The sequence below is a fragment of the Micromonospora sp. C81 genome (assembly GCF_018070425.1).
GTDB classification, from domain to species: Bacteria; Actinomycetota; Actinomycetes; order Mycobacteriales; family Micromonosporaceae; genus Micromonospora; species Micromonospora zamorensis.
The window spans coordinates 172,065-187,616 of record NZ_JAGPXS010000009.1 but is presented as its reverse complement, the minus strand read 5'-3'; the positions used below and the strand labels follow the sequence as shown (position 1 = coordinate 187,616).

The 15,552-nt window shown below is 72.4% G+C and carries 18 protein-coding genes; 16 read left to right on the top strand and 2 right to left on the bottom strand.

The window, feature by feature from the left end; all coding sequences use genetic code 11:
- Positions 1-91 precede the first annotated feature (91 nt).
- Positions 92-784, bottom strand: a complete 693-nt coding sequence (locus KBX46_RS17405) for a hypothetical protein (protein ID WP_210793241.1) — start codon at positions 782-784, stop codon at positions 92-94.
- A 213-nt stretch (positions 785-997) separates the two neighbouring features.
- Between KBX46_RS17405 and eno the strand changes: the two genes are divergently transcribed.
- Genes eno through KBX46_RS17385 form a run of 4 tightly spaced genes read left to right on the top strand, consistent with a single transcriptional unit; the run spans position 998 to position 4,071 of the window.
- Positions 998-2,281, top strand: a complete 1,284-nt coding sequence (eno, locus tag KBX46_RS17400; protein ID WP_210793240.1) for a phosphopyruvate hydratase — start codon at positions 998-1,000, stop codon at positions 2,279-2,281.
- 32 nt (positions 2,282-2,313) lie between these two features.
- Positions 2,314-2,952, top strand: coding sequence for a septum formation initiator family protein (locus tag KBX46_RS17395; RefSeq protein WP_210793239.1), 639 nt, complete (start codon positions 2,314-2,316; stop codon positions 2,950-2,952).
- 28 nt (positions 2,953-2,980) lie between these two features.
- Positions 2,981-3,538, top strand: a complete 558-nt coding sequence (locus KBX46_RS17390) for a DUF501 domain-containing protein (RefSeq protein WP_088946235.1) — start codon at positions 2,981-2,983, stop codon at positions 3,536-3,538.
- Positions 3,535-4,071, top strand: coding sequence for an amino-acid N-acetyltransferase (locus KBX46_RS17385; protein WP_088946236.1), 537 nt, complete (start codon positions 3,535-3,537; stop codon positions 4,069-4,071). Before KBX46_RS17390 ends, KBX46_RS17385 begins: the two co-directional genes overlap by 4 nt.
- A 1-nt stretch (position 4,072) precedes the next feature.
- Here KBX46_RS17385 and KBX46_RS17380 read toward each other — a convergent pair whose 3' ends face one another.
- Positions 4,073-4,942, bottom strand: coding sequence for a PHB depolymerase family esterase (locus tag KBX46_RS17380; RefSeq protein ID WP_247667673.1), 870 nt, complete (start codon positions 4,940-4,942; stop codon positions 4,073-4,075).
- 119 nt (positions 4,943-5,061) lie between these two features.
- On the opposite strand from KBX46_RS17380, the gene KBX46_RS17375 reads away from it, so the two are divergent.
- The 12 genes from KBX46_RS17375 (at position 5,062) to KBX46_RS17320 (ending at position 15,526) form a co-directional block, all read left to right on the top strand.
- Positions 5,062-6,102 carry a helix-turn-helix transcriptional regulator gene (locus KBX46_RS17375; protein ID WP_210793238.1) on the top strand — a complete coding sequence of 347 codons (1,041 nt, stop codon included), beginning with the start codon at positions 5,062-5,064 and terminating at the stop codon, positions 6,100-6,102.
- A 22-nt stretch (positions 6,103-6,124) separates the two neighbouring features.
- On the top strand, positions 6,125-7,057 hold the full coding sequence (locus tag KBX46_RS17370) for a Ppx/GppA phosphatase family protein (RefSeq protein WP_210793288.1): 933 nt from the start codon (positions 6,125-6,127) through the stop codon (positions 7,055-7,057).
- 160 nt (positions 7,058-7,217) lie between these two features.
- Positions 7,218-7,550, top strand: a complete 333-nt coding sequence (locus tag KBX46_RS17365) for a PadR family transcriptional regulator (RefSeq protein ID WP_074316865.1) — start codon at positions 7,218-7,220, stop codon at positions 7,548-7,550.
- Complete coding sequence (locus tag KBX46_RS17360; RefSeq protein ID WP_210793237.1) at positions 7,547-8,566, top strand: hypothetical protein; 1,020 nt, start codon at positions 7,547-7,549, stop codon at positions 8,564-8,566. The genes KBX46_RS17365 and KBX46_RS17360 overlap by 4 nt, the downstream gene beginning before the upstream one ends.
- 130 nt (positions 8,567-8,696) lie before the next feature.
- Positions 8,697-9,395 (top strand): hypothetical protein, encoded by a 699-nt coding sequence (locus tag KBX46_RS17355; RefSeq protein ID WP_308159560.1) that lies wholly within the window; start codon positions 8,697-8,699, stop codon positions 9,393-9,395.
- Positions 9,396-9,594: 199 nt separating this feature from the next.
- On the top strand, positions 9,595-10,281 hold the full coding sequence (locus KBX46_RS17350; protein ID WP_099850582.1) for a dienelactone hydrolase family protein: 687 nt from the start codon (positions 9,595-9,597) through the stop codon (positions 10,279-10,281).
- Positions 10,274-11,014: a uracil-DNA glycosylase gene (locus KBX46_RS17345; RefSeq protein ID WP_305798153.1), complete on the top strand. Its 741-nt coding sequence runs from the start codon at positions 10,274-10,276 to the stop codon at positions 11,012-11,014. The genes KBX46_RS17350 and KBX46_RS17345 overlap by 8 nt, the downstream gene beginning before the upstream one ends.
- 19 nt (positions 11,015-11,033) lie before the next feature.
- A complete protein-coding gene (locus KBX46_RS17340) occupies positions 11,034-11,819 on the top strand; it encodes a DUF4129 domain-containing protein (protein WP_088946243.1) in 786 nt (261 codons plus the stop codon).
- Between the two features lie 57 nt (positions 11,820-11,876).
- Entirely contained in the window at positions 11,877-12,461 is a 585-nt protein-coding gene (locus tag KBX46_RS17335; RefSeq protein ID WP_210793236.1) for a hypothetical protein, read from the top strand.
- On the top strand, positions 12,461-13,468 hold the full coding sequence (locus KBX46_RS17330; RefSeq protein WP_088946245.1) for a MoxR family ATPase: 1,008 nt from the start codon (positions 12,461-12,463) through the stop codon (positions 13,466-13,468). The genes KBX46_RS17335 and KBX46_RS17330 overlap by 1 nt, the downstream gene beginning before the upstream one ends.
- Positions 13,468-14,910 carry a DUF58 domain-containing protein gene (locus KBX46_RS17325; RefSeq protein ID WP_210793235.1) on the top strand — a complete coding sequence of 481 codons (1,443 nt, stop codon included), beginning with the start codon at positions 13,468-13,470 and terminating at the stop codon, positions 14,908-14,910. The genes KBX46_RS17330 and KBX46_RS17325 overlap by 1 nt, the downstream gene beginning before the upstream one ends.
- A gap of 55 nt (positions 14,911-14,965) precedes the next feature.
- Complete coding sequence (locus tag KBX46_RS17320; RefSeq protein WP_374223639.1) at positions 14,966-15,526, top strand: hypothetical protein; 561 nt, start codon at positions 14,966-14,968, stop codon at positions 15,524-15,526.
- Positions 15,527-15,552: the final 26 nt, after the last annotated feature.

Genomic DNA, 15,552 nt, shown 5'->3' with positions numbered 1-15,552 from the left:
CGGCGCAACTTCTCGGATGTTGCTGCCTCCAGCGCTCCGCAGGCAGCAACTTCCCCGAACTTGTGCGGATCTTGAGAGCTGCGCACCGCGGTCACGATCCGCCTGGGCGGCGGTCCACGACGCCGGCGCCGGCCGGTGGGTCGAACGCGTCCTTGTCCACGGTCTCGGAGTAGCGGCTCAGCGCCAGTTCCATCGGCTTGCCGTCGACCGGTCCGGTGAAGCTGCCCAGCACGCCCTCGGTGGTCACGCAGGCGGTGAAGTCGCCGGACGAGCCCTGCACCTCGACGCAGGCGGCGTGGTGCCCGGCGACGGTGGTGTCGCTCTGCTTGATGACCGCCTGCGGGTCGAGCGCGGCGGAGGTCAGCAGCCCGATCACCACCGGCGGCGTGACCAGACCCTGCTGGTTGGCCTCACCGAAGAGGGTCACTGTGGGTTTGCCACCCGGGGTGGGCGGGGCGACGAGCGTGCACTGCGGGCGGGTGCCGGTCGTCGTACACCGGGTGACGGCCTCGGGGGTGACGGTGAGTCGCCCTCCGGGGTAGGTGTACGCGGAGCGGGCCGGGTCCTGCGCCTGCACGATCGCGGCGCTCTGGCCGCCGGGCAACTGGTAGTCGGCCGAGTAGGTCAACTCCAGCGCGCGGTCGAGGCGGGCGGCGAGGTCGTTGACGAGTTCCGAGCGACTCATGGCGACTCCGGCGTCCTCGAATGTCTGACAGCCGGTGACCGTGAGCGACGCGATGACCGACACGGCGAGCATGCGGAGGGTGGTCGAGGCGGCGGGCATGGCGACCAGCCTGGTGGATCCGGTCCGCGCAGCGCAAACCCGTTGCCGGTTGACGCCCGGAAATCCGGGAATGTCCGTCAGTGCGGGCCGACTCGGGTGCGCGGGCGACGCCGTGCCCGTTCGCGCCGCCCGATACGCTGCGTTCAACACCTGCCTCAGCCGCACCGTCGCGGCCCACCCACGGACCGGATCACAACAACGAGGAGCGACTCAGTGGCAACCATCGAGGGAATCGTCGCCCGGGAGATTCTCGACTCGCGGGGCAACCCGACGGTCGAGGTCGAGGTCGGCCTGGACGACGGCACGGTGGCCCGCGCGGCCGTGCCCTCCGGCGCCTCCACCGGCGCCTTCGAGGCGATCGAGCTGCGCGACGGTGACGCCGACCGCTACCAGGGCAAGGGCGTGGAGAAGGCGGTCTCCAACGTCGAGGACAAGATCGTCGACCAGATCATCGGGTACGAGGCCAGCGAGCAGCGGCTCATCGACCAGAAGATGCTCGACATCGACGGCACCGACAGCAAGTCGGAGCTGGGCGCGAACGCCATCCTCGGGGTTTCCCTCGCGGTGGCGAAGGCCGCTGCCGGCAGCGCCGAGCTGAGCCTCTTCCGTTACCTGGGCGGCCCGAACGCGCACCTCCTGCCGGTGCCGATGATGAACATCCTCAACGGTGGCGCGCACGCCGACTCGAACGTCGACATCCAGGAATTCATGGTCGCCCCGATCGGCGCCCCCACCTTCCGTGAGGCGCTGCGCTCCGGCGCGGAGGTCTACCACGCCCTCAAGTCGGTGCTGAAGAAGAAGGGCCTGTCCACCGGGCTCGGCGACGAGGGCGGCTTCGCCCCGAACCTGCCGACCAACGCGGCGGCCCTGGACCTGATCGCCGAGGCGGTCGAGAAGGCCGGTTACCGGCTGGGCACCGACATCGTGTTCGCGCTCGACGTGGCAGCCACGGAGTTCTTCGACAACGGCACCTACACCTTCGAGGGTTCCGCGAAGTCCGCCGAGGAGATGAGCAACTACTACACCAAGCTGGCCGGTGACTACCCGATCGTGTCGATCGAGGACCCGCTGGCCGAGGACGACTGGAGCGGCTGGCAGACGCTGACCGCCTCGCTCGGCGACCGGGTGCAGATCGTCGGCGACGACCTGTTCGTGACCAACCCGCAGCGCATCGCGCGCGGCATCGCGGAGAAGTCGGCGAACGCGGTCCTGGTCAAGGTCAACCAGATCGGCTCGCTGACCGAGACGCTGGACGCGGTGGACCTGGCCCACCGGGCCGGCTTCAAGTGCATGATGAGCCACCGTTCCGGCGAGACCGAGGACACCACCATCGCCGACCTGGCGGTTGCCACCGGCTGCGGCCAGATCAAGACCGGCGCGCCGGCCCGCTCGGACCGCGTCGCGAAGTACAACCAGCTGCTCCGGATCGAGGAGGAGCTGGCCGACGCGGCGCGCTACGCCGGCGCCGGCGCGTTCCCGCGCTACCGTTCGGCCTGAGACGCGCGAAGCCTCGGGGGAGGGGTGTGACGATGCAGCAGCGCCGCACACCGGGTGGTCAGCGTCCCGCCCGCCGACCGGGTCAGTCCGGTCGGCCGGGTGGTGGCCGCGCCACGCGGGGATCGGTCCGGGAGGCCGGCGTACGCGCCGACCCCCGCGCCGCTGGTCGGGCGCCGGGTGCTGCCCGGGGCGCCGAGGGCGTTCGCTCGGCGAATCGTCCGGCCGCCGCTCGGCGTACCGCCGCCGGCGCAGGCGTGAAGCGGCTCGCCGCGCCCCACCCCCGTCGCTTCACCGGCCGGGCCACAGTGCTGTTCGCGGTCCTGATCGCGCTCGCGCTGGCCTACACGTACCCGGTCCGGGTCTACCTGGACCAGCAGGCCGACATTGAGCGGATTGAGGCGGCCCAGGCGGTGCAGGCGGCGGAGATCGCCAAACTCGAGGCCGAGGCTGCCAACTGGAACGACCCGGCGTACATCAAGACGCAGGCTCGGGAGCGGTTCTTCATGGGCGAGCCGGGCGAGAAGATGATGGTGGTGCTGCACGACCCGGAGGGCGCCGCCCGGGACGCCGGGAAGTCGGCCGGTTCGGGCGCCCCGGCGGGGCCGTCGACCTGGTACGACACGCTCTGGTCGAGCGTGCAGGCAGCCGACAGCCAGCAGCCGGGCAAGTGATCCACCGATCGACGCACCAGGAGAGACCGTGACTGTCGTACCACCGTCGGAGCCGGCGGCGGATTCCGTACCTCTGCCGCAGCGGGAGCCGGCCACGGAGGCCGACCTGGCCGCGGTGGCCGCGCAGCTCGGCCGGACGCCCCGGGGCACCCGGGCGGTCGCCCACCGATGCCCGTGCGGCCTCCCGGACGTGGTGGAGACGACCCCCCGCCTCGCCGACGGCACCCCGTTTCCGACGCTCTTCTACCTGACCTGCCCCCGGGCCACCGCGGCGTGCAGCCGGCTGGAGTCGGCGGGGCTGATGAAGGAGATGGCGGACCGGCTGACGACGGACCCAGAGCTGGCCGCGCACTACCGTGCCGCGCACGAGGACTACCTCGCCCGCCGGGAGGCGGTCGGTGAGGTGCCGGAGATCGCCGGAATCTCGGCCGGCGGGATGCCGGGCCGGGTGAAGTGCCTGCACGTGCACCTGGGGCACGCCCTGGGCGCCGGCCCGGGCGTGAACCCGTTCGGCGACGAGACGTTGGCGCTGGTCGAGCCGTGGTGGTCGGCCGGTCCGTGCGTGGACGTCCCGGCGGGCGAATGAACGCGCCGGCCGAGTCCTCGGCGTCCGAGAGTCAGATCGTGGTGCGGCGGGCCCGCACCGGGGACGTACGGGGCATCCGGCGGCTGGTGGACACCTACACCGACGACCGTCGGCTGCTGAGCAAGGCCACCGTCACCCTCTATGAGGACGTGCAGGAGTTCCGGGTGGCGGTCCGCGCCGACGACGGCGTCGTGGTGGGCTGCGGCGCGCTGCACGTGATGTGGGAGGACCTGGCCGAGATCCGCACGGTCGCTGTGGACCCGTCCTGCCGGGGCCAGCGGATCGGGCACCGGCTGGTGGGGGAGCTGATCGACGCGGCCCGGGAGCTGGGCGTGGCCCGGATCTTCGCGCTCACCTTCGAGACGCGGTTCTTCGGCGCGTTCGGCTTCCAGGAGATCGACGGCGCACCGGTGCCCCGCCAGGTGTACGAGCAGTTGCTGCGCTCGTACGACGAGGGTGTCGCGCAGTTCCTGGACCTGGAGCGGGTCAAGCCGAACACGCTGGGCAACACCCGGATGCTGCTGCGCCTGTAGGTCAGGCCTTACGGGGGTGCGTCGCGAAGAACTCCCACATCAGGTCGGTGGCCGACAGCCCGGCGGAGGACGCGGCGAGCTGACCGGCTGTCGCCCCCGGCCAACTGTGGCCCATCTCGGGCAGGGTCCAGACGCTGACCTCGCTGCCGTCCGCGCAGCTCGCCACCGTGTGCGTCACACCCGGCACCCCGGCCGCCTTCGGGCTCGGCCGGCAGGAGAGCCGCTGCTGCCAGGTCTGCATGCCGGTCTGGAAGGTCGACGCGTACCGGTCCTGGCCGCCGATGAAGGTGATCACGGAGACGGGGCTCTTCGGCACGTAGCTGTCGGCCGTGGTCAGCTTCCCGCTGTAACCGCCGCTGACCACCCCGATCGCGGCGTACGTGCCGGTGCTCTCCACCGCCGCCCGGAAGCTCATGTCGCCGCCGTTGGAGATGCCGGTGAGGAAGACCTGGTTGGGGTCCGCGTGCCAGGTCTGCACCAGGTGACCGGTGAGAGCGCTGAGGAACCCGACGTCGTCCTGGCTGCCGCAGCAGACCAGCGCGTTGAAGCCTCCGCCCACGCCGTCGGGGTACGCGACCAGCACGTTGTCCTTGTCAGCCTTGGCCTCCAGGCCCGCCAGCTCCCTCATCGCAGAGCCGGTCCCGGGATAGAAGTGCAGCGCGATGACCAGCGCGGACGGCCTGCCCGGGTCGTAGCCGGGCGGTGCGTGCAGCAGGTAGGTGCGCTCGACTCCGTTGTGCGTCAGGGTGAGCTCGTGGTCGCCCGCCGCCGGGCGTTCGTTCGACGCGGAGGGAGCGGCGGTCGGGGCCGACGAGGGTTGCCCCCGCTCACCACAAGCCGCGGCCACGACCATGAGGCAGAGCCCCGTCAACACTGCCACCGTCCGCCGCACGCCGGCCACCCCCCGTCGACCCCGCCGTCCACCCTGGAGGGCGTCGGATTGTGGATCAACCCTTTCGGTCCTGGGCGAAGGACGGCAGGCTGTTTCCCATGCTTCGCCTCCATCTCGGGCCGGCGGATCTCTGCCGGGTGCGGTTCGGTGCCCGGCTGCACCCGGTTGGCACCGCGCTGCTGGCCGGCCAGTGGCTGCGGGATCCGACAGTGGCGGCGATGGCGCCGATGCTGGCCGAGCGGGCGGCAGCGCTGGAGAGCACAGGAGCCGCCCAGGCCGCCACCGCGGTTCTGCGGCACCTGCTGCCGGCACGGGGGCGCCTGCCGGACTTCGTCACCCCCTTCGCCGGTGTGGAGTCGGTCGCCGCCGGTCTGGAGGCGATTCAGGCGACCCCGGCACGACGGGTACGCGCCGAGGTCGGCGCGGCGTACGCGGACGTGGCCGCCACCCCGCTGCGGCGGCGGTTCGCCGCAGCCGACCCGGAGATGCTCGACCTGTTCGGCGGGGCCGTCCGCACCTGGTTCGACGCCGTCCTCGCGCCGCACTGGCCCGATCTGGTGTCCGCGTACCGCCAGCAGGTGACCTGCGCCAGTCAACGGCTGGCGCAGCACGGCCTTGCCAGCCTCTTCGCGGGCCTGCACCCGGCCATCCGGTGGCGGGAGCCGGTGCTGGAGGTGCGGACGTGGTGGGACGGCGAACTGCCCGGCACCGGCCACGGGCTCATCCTGCTGCCCTCCCCGCTGGCCGGCCCCCGGCCCCGGGTGCTGGTCGAGCCGGATCGCCCGATCCTGCTCGTCTACCCGGCGCTGATGCCTCCGCGCGCGGCCACCGCCGAGGGCGATCCCCTCGGCCGGTTGCTCGGCGCCACCCGGGCGCTGGTCCTGCGCCAACTCGCGGCCGACGGCGGGATGACCACCACGGTGCTGTCCCGGGCCGTCGGGATCAGCCTCTCCTCGGCCTCGGAGCACGCCACCGCGCTGCGGGCCACCGGCCTGGTGGCCAGCGAGCGGGAGGGCGGGTCCGTGCGACACCACCTGACGGCGCTCGGCGCGAACCTGCTGCGAGGGCTGCCGGGCGACTCGTCCGAGGCGGGTCCGTCGGCCGCCCAGGCAGCCGGGTGGCCGCCCGCCCTGCCGTAAGGTTGCTGCCGTGACGACGCGAGTGGCGGCCATCGACTGCGGGACCAACTCGATCCGACTGCTGGTCGCCGACCTGCCCGGGGAGTCGGCCGGGCCGCAGGCGCCGCTGGTCGACCTGACCCGCCGGATGGAGATCGTCCGGCTCGGCCAGGGTGTGGACCGCACCGGTCGGCTGGCACCGGAGGCGATCGAACGGACCCGGGTGGCGCTCGCGTCGTACGCCGCCGACATCGAGAAGTTTGGCGCCGAGCGGGTCCGCATGTGTGCCACCTCCGCCTCCCGCGACGCCGCCAACGCCGCCGACTTCACCGAGATGGTGCAGCGCACCCTCGGCGTCGCGCCCGAGGTGGTCACCGGCGACGAGGAGGCCCGACTGTCGTTCACCGGCGCGGTGCGCGGGCTCCCGGCCGACGCGAAGGCGCCGTTCCTGGTCGTCGACATCGGCGGAGGCTCCACCGAGTTCGTGGTCGGTGACCGGGCCGCCGGCGTGCGCGCGGCCATCTCGGTGGACATCGGCTGCGTCCGGATGACCGAGCGGCACCTGCCCGGTGACCCGCCGACGTCCGAGCAGGTCGCCGCCGCGCAGGCCGACATCGCGGCCGCCGTCGACCGGGCGCTCGCCGTGGTGCCCGGACGCGAGGCGGCAACCCTGGTCGGTCTCGCCGGGTCGGTCACCACAGTGGTCGCCCTCGCGCAGGGCCTGCGGGAGTACGACCCGGAGCGCATCCACCACGCCCGGGTGTCGTACGAGGCGGTCGCCCAGGTGACCGCGGACCTGCTGAGTCAGACCCGTGAGCAGCGGTTGGCGAACCCGGTGATGCACCCGGGCCGGGCCGACGTGATCGGCGCCGGCGCGCTGGTGCTTCGCGTGATCATGGAGCGGGCCGGGATGCCGTCGGTGGTCGCCTCCGAGCACGACATCCTCGACGGCATCGCCTGGAGCCTGGCCATTTGATCGACTCGGTTCCCTGAAAGTCGCGGTGTCCCAGCAGGGCGGATACCCCGATTTCCAGGAAGTCCAGTCGATCAAGGTTTCGGTAGGGCCGCGCCCCCTCGCCTGCGTGTCGGGGCGGAATCGTTGACGCTACTGCGCATTGCGCACTAGTGTGCAATGCGTGGACACCACACAGTTGCTGAAGGGCGTGCTTGATCTGGCCGTCCTGGCCGTGCTCCGAGAGGAGGACGGCTACGGTTACGACATTCTGCGCCGGTTGCGCGAGGCCGGCCTGGAGGAGGTCGGCGACGCCTCGGTCTACGGGACGCTGCGCCGCCTCTTCGCCGCCGGCCTGCTCACCACGTACGTCGTGCCGAGCGAATCCGGGCCGCACCGCAAGTACTACTCACTCAACGCCGCGGGGCGTGACCAGTTGACCCGCTCCGGCAAGCTCTGGCGCTCGTTCGCCACCACCATGGACAGTCTGCTCGACGATCGGGGGATGGCGGCATGACCGTCACGGAGCAGGAGATCACCGACTACGTGGCGCGGGTCCGGGCCGCTCTGGCCGACCTGCCAAGCACCCAACGCGACGAGCTGACCGAGGATCTCGCCGACCACCTCACCGAGGTCGCGGCCGAGGCCGAGGGCACTCTCGTCGAGCGGCTGGGCGAGCCCGAGACGTACGCTGCCGAGCTGCGCGCCGCGGCCGGCGCCGCCGCCGGGGGAGGTGGGCGGAATCTCGACCAGCGGGTCGCCGCCGCGCTGGTCGGGGTCCGCAGCCGCCTGCGCACTGTCGACACCCGACTGGGCCCACCCCTGGGGTACGACACGGCGAGCGACTTCCTCCGGTTGTTGCGCCCGGGCTGGTGGGTGCTGCGTGGCTACCTGGCGGCGATGCTGGTCACGGTCATCTCCACCGGCGGCAACTATTACAACCTGTTGCCCCGGTTCGGTGGAGAGCTGCTCGCCGGCCTGATCATGCTGGTCGGCTTCGTGCTCGCCTCCATCTGGATTGGCCGCCAGTCCGCCCGGCTGACCCGCTGGCCACGTTCGGCGGTGCAGGTGGGCAGCGCGGTGCTGGTGGTCTTCGCGTTGGCCGCACTGGTCAACACCGAGGACCGGCTCGGCCGTGACTACTACTACGACCAGACCTCGGTCGACAGCCAGTACGGCCAGATCCGGGACGTCTTCGTCTACGACAGCGAGGGCCGGCTGGTGGAGAACGCCCGGCTCTTCGACCAGAACGGCAATCCGATCCGGCTGGGCTACCCGGACTGCGGTGGCCGCATCGACGAGTACGGCAACCCGCTGCTGCGGCCGTACCCGTACTGCCCGGAGCAGGCGCCGTTCGGCCCCCGGGCCCCGGGTGCGCCCCTCGCTCCCACGCCGCCCACCACCACGCCGGACCCGAGCAGCACACCCGGTCCGACCGGAACGCCGACGGCGACCGGGACGCCCACCGGCCAGCCCACGGCCGGCAGCACCGTGACGCCGAGCGACGCACCGACTCCGACTCCGACGAGCTGAGTCGCGGTGTGAACTGGATCATGCTGCTGAAGCTGGGAAATAACTGAACGGACGAGGCGAGCGGGACGGCACCGGAAATCAATGATCGTTACGGTGTCGTCTGCTCATCAACCCCTCGGAAGGACCCCCCGTGCCAGACCAGGTCGCACCGCCCTCCGCGCCCGACGCCGCAGCACCCCAGCCGGCCGTCGAGGCGCCGCAGCCGACGCCGGCCCAGCCGCAGGCGGCCACGTCGGATGCGGCCGAGCCGCTGGCGGCGAAGCCGGGAACGGCCGACCCACAGACCGCCAAGCCGGAGGCGGCGGACCCGCAGGTGGCCAAGCCGGAGGCGGCGGACCCGCAGGCGGCCAAGCCGGAGGCGGCCGACCCACAGGCGGCCACGTCGGACGCGGCCGTGCCGCCCGCGACCTCCACGGCGACGGCCGAGCCGGAGGCGAAGAAGTCCGGTACGAAGAAGGCTCTGGGCATCGTCGGCGCGATCCTCGCGATCGTCGTCGTCGCCGGCCTGAAGTTCGGCCTCGCGTCGGCGATCGGCGGCTACTTCAACAAGGACGAGACCGCCGACGCCAAGGCCGGCGACTGCATCGCCGAGCTGCCGGAGATCACGGGGACCGGGCAGGAGAAGGTCGACGGCGCCAAGGTCGTCGAGTGCACCTCGACCGACGCGGCGTACACCGTGGTTGGTCGGGTGAACGACCAGAGCGAGGCGCAGGCCAAGGCCGGCACCGCCTGCGACTCGTTCTTCCAGAACGACGAAGAGGGCTACATCTTCTCCAGCGTCGAGCCGGGAAAGTCGGGCTACGTGCTCTGTCTGACCAAGAAGGCCTGACCGGCGCGCCAGGCCAGCATCGACGGCGGCGGGAGCAGACCCCGCCGCCGTCGGCGTACCCGCAGTCACCGGCCGGCGAACAGGAGGTGAATGCCACTGTTCCGGCGTCTTCCGGACGGCCGCGTGGCGTGGCAGGCTACCGGCACGTAGGACCACTGGGCGACCAGCCAACGATGACTGACCGCTAGGAGGACGGCCCATGGGCGAAATGGTGAGCTACCGCAGCAACGGGGGCATGAGCGAGGGGTATCTCGCGATACCCGCCAGCGGCATGGCCAGCCCCGCCGTCATCGTCATCCAGGAGTGGTGGGGCCTCGTCCCGCACATCCGGTCGGTGGCGGACCGGTTCGCCGAGGCTGGTTTCGTCGCCCTCGCGCCCGACTTCTACCACGGTGAGACGACCAGCGAGCCGGACGAGGCGCAGCGGCTGCTGATGGCGATGCGGATGGACGAGGCGGCGAAGGACATCGCCGGTGCGGCCGACTATCTCGCGGGGCGTCCGGAGGTGACCGGTAAGGTCGGTGCCGTGGGCTTCTGCGCCGGTGGCAGCCTCGCCCTCTGGTCAGCCACCATCTCCGAGCGGATCGTCGCGACCGCCGGCTTCTATCCCGTGCTGCCGTGGGAGTCGATGCGCCCCGACTGGGCCGACTATGCCGGCAAGGCCGCGGTCATCCACTGCTCCGAAGAGGACGGCACCTCGGCCGCCGAGGGCGTACAGACCGCCCGTCGGGCCATCGAGGAGGCCGGCGGTGACTGCCACCTCTACGACTACCCGGGCACCTCGCACGCCTTCTTCAACGACGACCGGCCGGAGGCGTTCGACCAGCGCGCCGCGTCCAGCGCCTGGGCTCGCACCCTGGAACTCTTCCGGGCCAAGCTTGGCTGAGTCGCGTACCCCCGAGGAGGTGGTCGCCCGCGCAGCCCGGGCGACCGACCTGGCGGACCTCGACGCGGGTGTCAGCGACTGTTTTGCCTGCCCACGGCTGGTCCGGTGGCGGGAGGAGGTGGCCCGCACCCGCCGGGCCGCCTTCCGCGACCAGGAATACTGGGGCCGGCCGGTGCCGGGTTTCGGCACCGCCGATGCGCGGATCGCCATCCTCGGGCTGGCACCCGCCGCGCACGGCGGCAACCGCACCGGCCGGATCTTCACCGGTGACCGGTCCGGCGACGTGCTGTTCGCCGCGCTGCACCGGGCCGGGCTGGCCAACCAGCCGACCAGCGTCGCCGCCGACGACGGGCTCGCCCTGCGGGACATCCGGATCTTCTCGGCCGTCCGATGTGCGCCGCCGGACAACAAGCCGACGCCGCAGGAGCGGGACACCTGCGCACCCTGGCTGCACCGGGAGATCACGCTCATCCGGCCCACGCTGCGCGTCGTGGTCGCGCTCGGCGCGTTCGCCTGGGCCGCGTGGTGGCCGGTGCTCCGTCAGGTGTACGGGCTGCGCCCGCCCAGCCCGCGACCGGCGTTCGGTCATGGGGCACACTGGTCCGGCACGGACGCGCCGGACCTGTTGGGCTGCTACCACGTCAGCCAGCAGAACACCTTCACCGGGCGGCTGACACCAGAGATGCTGGACGATGTCTTCGGCCAGGCTAAACAGCTGGCCGGGGTGGACTGAGACGCGTGGGGCGGTGGCGATGACAGACGGAACACGCCCGCCCACGCCGTCCCCTGCCGCCGAGCAGGGGGTGTTGCGCCCGGCCCTCGGGTTGCTTCGCCGGTGGTGGCCGGTCGGCGCGGTCGCCGCGTTGCTCGTCGGTGCGGCGCTGGCGTCCGCCAACTCGTCGATCGGGGCCAGTCGGATCCCGCCAGCCGCGGAGAACGTCCCCTGGGTGCCCGAGTACCCGACCGCCGAGCCGCCGCCGTCGATTCCGGTCGAGCCGCGCGACGCCGGTGAGGCCACCCAGGCGCACATACCGCAGTGGATCGCCACCGTGGCGATGGTCCTGCTCGGGCTGGCCATCTTCGCCGCCCTCGGTTACCTGACCTGGATCCTGATCCGGGGTGCGCTGCGCCGCACCACCCGGAATCTGCCCACGCAGCGGGCCCGGCGTAGCGCCGAGGGCACCGCCCGGGAGGTGGTCGCGGCCCTCGACGCCGGCCTGGTGGAACTCGACGACCGGGACACCGACCCCCGGGTGGCGGTGATCGCCTGCTGGGTACGCCTGGAGGAGACCGCCGCTGCGGCCGGTGTGCCACGGCTCGCCGGGGACACCCCCACCGACCTGGTCAGCCGGCTGCTGCACGGTGACCCGGCGGCCGGCGTGCCGGCGATCGTCAGCACCGATGTGCTGAACGAGTTCGCACACGTCTACCGGGAGGCCCGGTACGCGACCCGCCCGGTCGACGAACGCACCCGCGACCAGGCGCGCGCCGCGCTGCGCCGACTGCGCGGCGAACTCACCGCGGTGGTGACCCCGTGAGCGCGAGGAGTGAGCCGGGTCTGCGAGCCCCGCAGTCGCGAACCAGAGGTGCAGCGCATGAGTAGCACCAGCATCGACGACCTGCTCGCGTTCGAGGAGGAGGCGGCGCCGGCGGGCCCCCAGGCGCGCCGTTCCCGGATCCGCCCGGTGCTGCGCTCGCTCGCGTGGGCCGCCGCGGTGGTCGCGGTGCTGCTCGTCGGCCTGCGCGCTGTCGGCCTCCAGGTCTCGCTGCCCGTGCTGATCGCCGGGGTGCTGGCCGTGCTGGCCGTCCGCCGGGTCACCGCCCTGCTCGCGCCGCCACCCCCGCCGCCAGCCGGTTCCCGGAACGTGTCGGGTGAGGAGGACGGCAGTTACAACTGGGGTGCCCGGGACGCGCTGCGCAGCGCGATCAATCGCTGGGAATGGCCGTTGGACTGGTCCAACACCCGACCCGAACGTTTCAGCGGGGTGGTCCTGCCCCGCATCGGTGAACTGGCCGACGAGCGGATGCGCCTGAAGCACGGCGTCACCCGCGAGTCGGATCCGGCCCGCGCCCGCGCCCTGCTGGGCGACCGGCTCTGGATGTTCCTGGAGACCCCGCCTCGCCGCACCCCGTCGCCGCGCGACCTCGCGGTGATCGTCGCCGAACTGGAGAAGATCTGATGAACGACGTGGACCGGACCATTGCCCCCGCCGAGGTCGGCCATCTGGCTCGGGCGGTCCTGGACGCGGTCGGCACCGTCGTGGTCGGTAAGCGGGACGCGTTGGAGCTGGTCCTCGCCGGCATCCTCGCGGGCGGGCACGTGCTCCTGGAAGACCTGCCGGGGCTGGGTAAGACGCTGACCGCGCGCTCGTTCGCCCAGGCGCTCGGGTTGGACTTCCGCCGGTTGCAGTTCACCCCCGACCTGCTGCCCGCCGACGTCACCGGCTCGTTCCTGTACGACCAGCGCAACGGGGACTTCACCTTCCGGGCCGGCCCGGTCTTCACCAACCTGCTCCTCGCCGACGAGATCAACCGGACGCCGCCGAAGACGCAGTCGGCGCTGCTGGAGGCGATGCAGGAGAAGCAGGTCTCGGTGGAGGGTGTGACCTACAAGCTGGACGAACCGTTCCACGTGCTGGCCACTGCGAACCCGATCGAGTACGAGGGCACGTACCCGCTGCCCGAGGCCCAGCTCGACCGGTTCCTGCTGCGGGTCTCCTTCGGGTACCCGCAGCACGAAGAGGAGTGGGAGGTGCTGCGCCGTCGGATGAGCCGTCGCCGCGAGGAGGCGGACATCAAGGCGGTCGTCGACGCGGCAACGCTGCGGGCCATGCAGGCCGCCCTGGAGGACGTGGTGGTGGAGGACTCCATCGGCCACTACATCGTGTCCCTCACCGCGGCGACCCGGGAGCACCCGTCGGTGCTGGTCGGCGCCTCGCCTCGCGGATCGTTGGCGCTGCTGCTGCTGGCCCGGGTGCGCGCGGTGTTCGGCGGACGCGACTACGTGGTGCCGGAGGACGTCAAGGATGTCGCGGCACCTGCCCTGGCCCACCGGATCACCCTGCGCCCGGAGATGTGGTTGCGCCGGGTCGACCCGGCGTTCGTGGTCGGCGAGGTGCTGGAAGCGACCCCCGCCCCGGCCAGCGGCGCCCTGCCCAGCTACGCCGCCGGCGGGCCCCGGAACTGATGACCGGACCGACCGTGCCGAGATCCACCGAGCCGGAACCGGCTGCCGGCTGGGCACCCACCCCGGCGCTCGGCCGGGCGGTCCTGCTCGCCGGCCTGCTGCTGGTGGCGGGGGTGCTGCTGGGGCGGGTCGACCTGATCGTGCTGGCTGCCCCGTTCGCGCTGGGCACCGCGTACGCGCTGCGCCGACGCCCCACGGCGCTGCCGCAGGTGTGGATCACCCCGGGCGACGACGGGCCGCTGGTCGAGGGTGGCGACGTGACGGCGGCGGTGAGCGTCGGCAACCCGGACACCGTCGACTACGACCTGGTCGTGCTGCGTACCCGCGTGTCGCCGTGGCTGCGGATCTTCCGGGCCGGTTTCGCCCGGGACGGAGCCGCCGCCGACGTGCCACCCGCAGCGACGACGCCGACCAGCAGCCAGGGTCCGGCCAGCGGCGTGAGTCGTTCCGCCGCCGATCGGCCGTTCGTGACGTCGGTGCCCACCGGGTCGGCGGTGGACCTGGAACTGGTCGGCCGTGCGCTGCGGTGGGGCCGGCATCCGGTCGGCCCGGCCGGTGCCCGGGTCGCGACGGCGGGCGGGCTGCTGGTCTCCCGCGCGGTGATCATCGAGCCGGTCCGCGTGCGGGTGTACCCGCGTACCGAACCGTTCGAGGCGGTGGAGGCGATGCCCCGCGCCGCCGGCCTGGTCGGGGCGCACCACTCACGGCGGCCCGGTGAGGGTGGCGAGCTGGCGGGCGTACGCAGATTCGGTCCCGGGGACCGGCTGCGCCGTATCGACTGGCGGGTGTCGTTGCGGGCCCGGCAGTTGCACGTGGCGGCCACCCTCTCCGACCGTGACGCGGAGGTGGTGGTGCTGCTCGACGTGCTCGCCGAGGCCGGCCGTTCCGGTGGCGTGGACGGCGCCGCCTCGGTGCTGGACACCACCGTCCGGGCCACCGCCGCGATCGCCGAGCACTACCTGCACCGTGGCGACCGGGTCTCCCTGCTGGAGTACGGCCCGTCAGCCCGTCGGCTGCGACCGGCGGCCGGGCGACGGCAGTACCTGACCGTCCTGGAGTGGTTGCTCGACGTACGCGCGACGTCGTCCTCCCATGAGCCGTACGACCAGGTGTTCGGCCCGCAACTGCTCTCCTCGGACGCGTTGGTGGTGGTGCTCACTCCGCTGCTGGACGAACGGTCGGCGCAGATGCTCGCCCGGCTGACCCGGGCCGGCCGGTTCGTGGTGGCTGTCGACACGTTGCCGACCGACCTGTCGTCACCGAAGGACCGGGGCTGGGCCGAGGTGGCGTACCGGCTGTGGCGTCTGGACCGGGAGATCATGATCGGGCAGCTCCGGGAGCACGGCGTCCCCGTGGTGCGCTGGGCCGGCGCCGGCAGCCTGGACCAGGTGCTGCGGGACGTGGCCCGGCTGGCGACGGCCCCAAGGGTGGGTGGCCGGTGAGCGCGAGGAGTGAGCTTGCGAGCCCCGCGGTCGCGAGCGAGCGGAGGCGCAGATGATCGACGGTGTCGCCGGGCGGGTCCGGTCCTTTCAGAATGCGGTCAGCCGGATCAGCGCCGCTCCACTGCTGGTTCGGGCCGCGATCTTCGTCACCGTGCTTGCCGGGTTCGTCCTCGCCTTCCCCGCTGAGGTGTTGTCCGGTCGGCCGATCCTGTTCCTGACTGTTGCCGCCCTGTTGCCGGCTTTCGGCCCGCGCCGGGTCTGGGCGACGTTCACGGCGTTGGTCACGATTGGCGGCTGGTTGGTCGCCACCGACGGGTACGGCCGCCCGGTCGCCCTCTGGCGTCTTCTCGCCCTCGCGGCCCTGCTCTATCTGGCGCACACCCTCTGCGCGCTGGCCGCGCTGTTGCCCTACGACGCGGTGGTGGACCCGGAGATGATCACCCGTTGGTTGTTGCGGACGGCGGCCGTCCTGCTGGGCACCGCCGTGCTGGGGGTGCTGTTGTTGCAGGCCGGGGACACCGGTGGGGAGGCCGGATACCAGTGGGTCACGGTGCTTGGCCTGCTGCTGGCGGTGGGTACGGCAGCGTTGCTGGGCTGGCTGTTGCGACGGCGGTGACCGTTGCGACCTGAGGGTTACCCAGG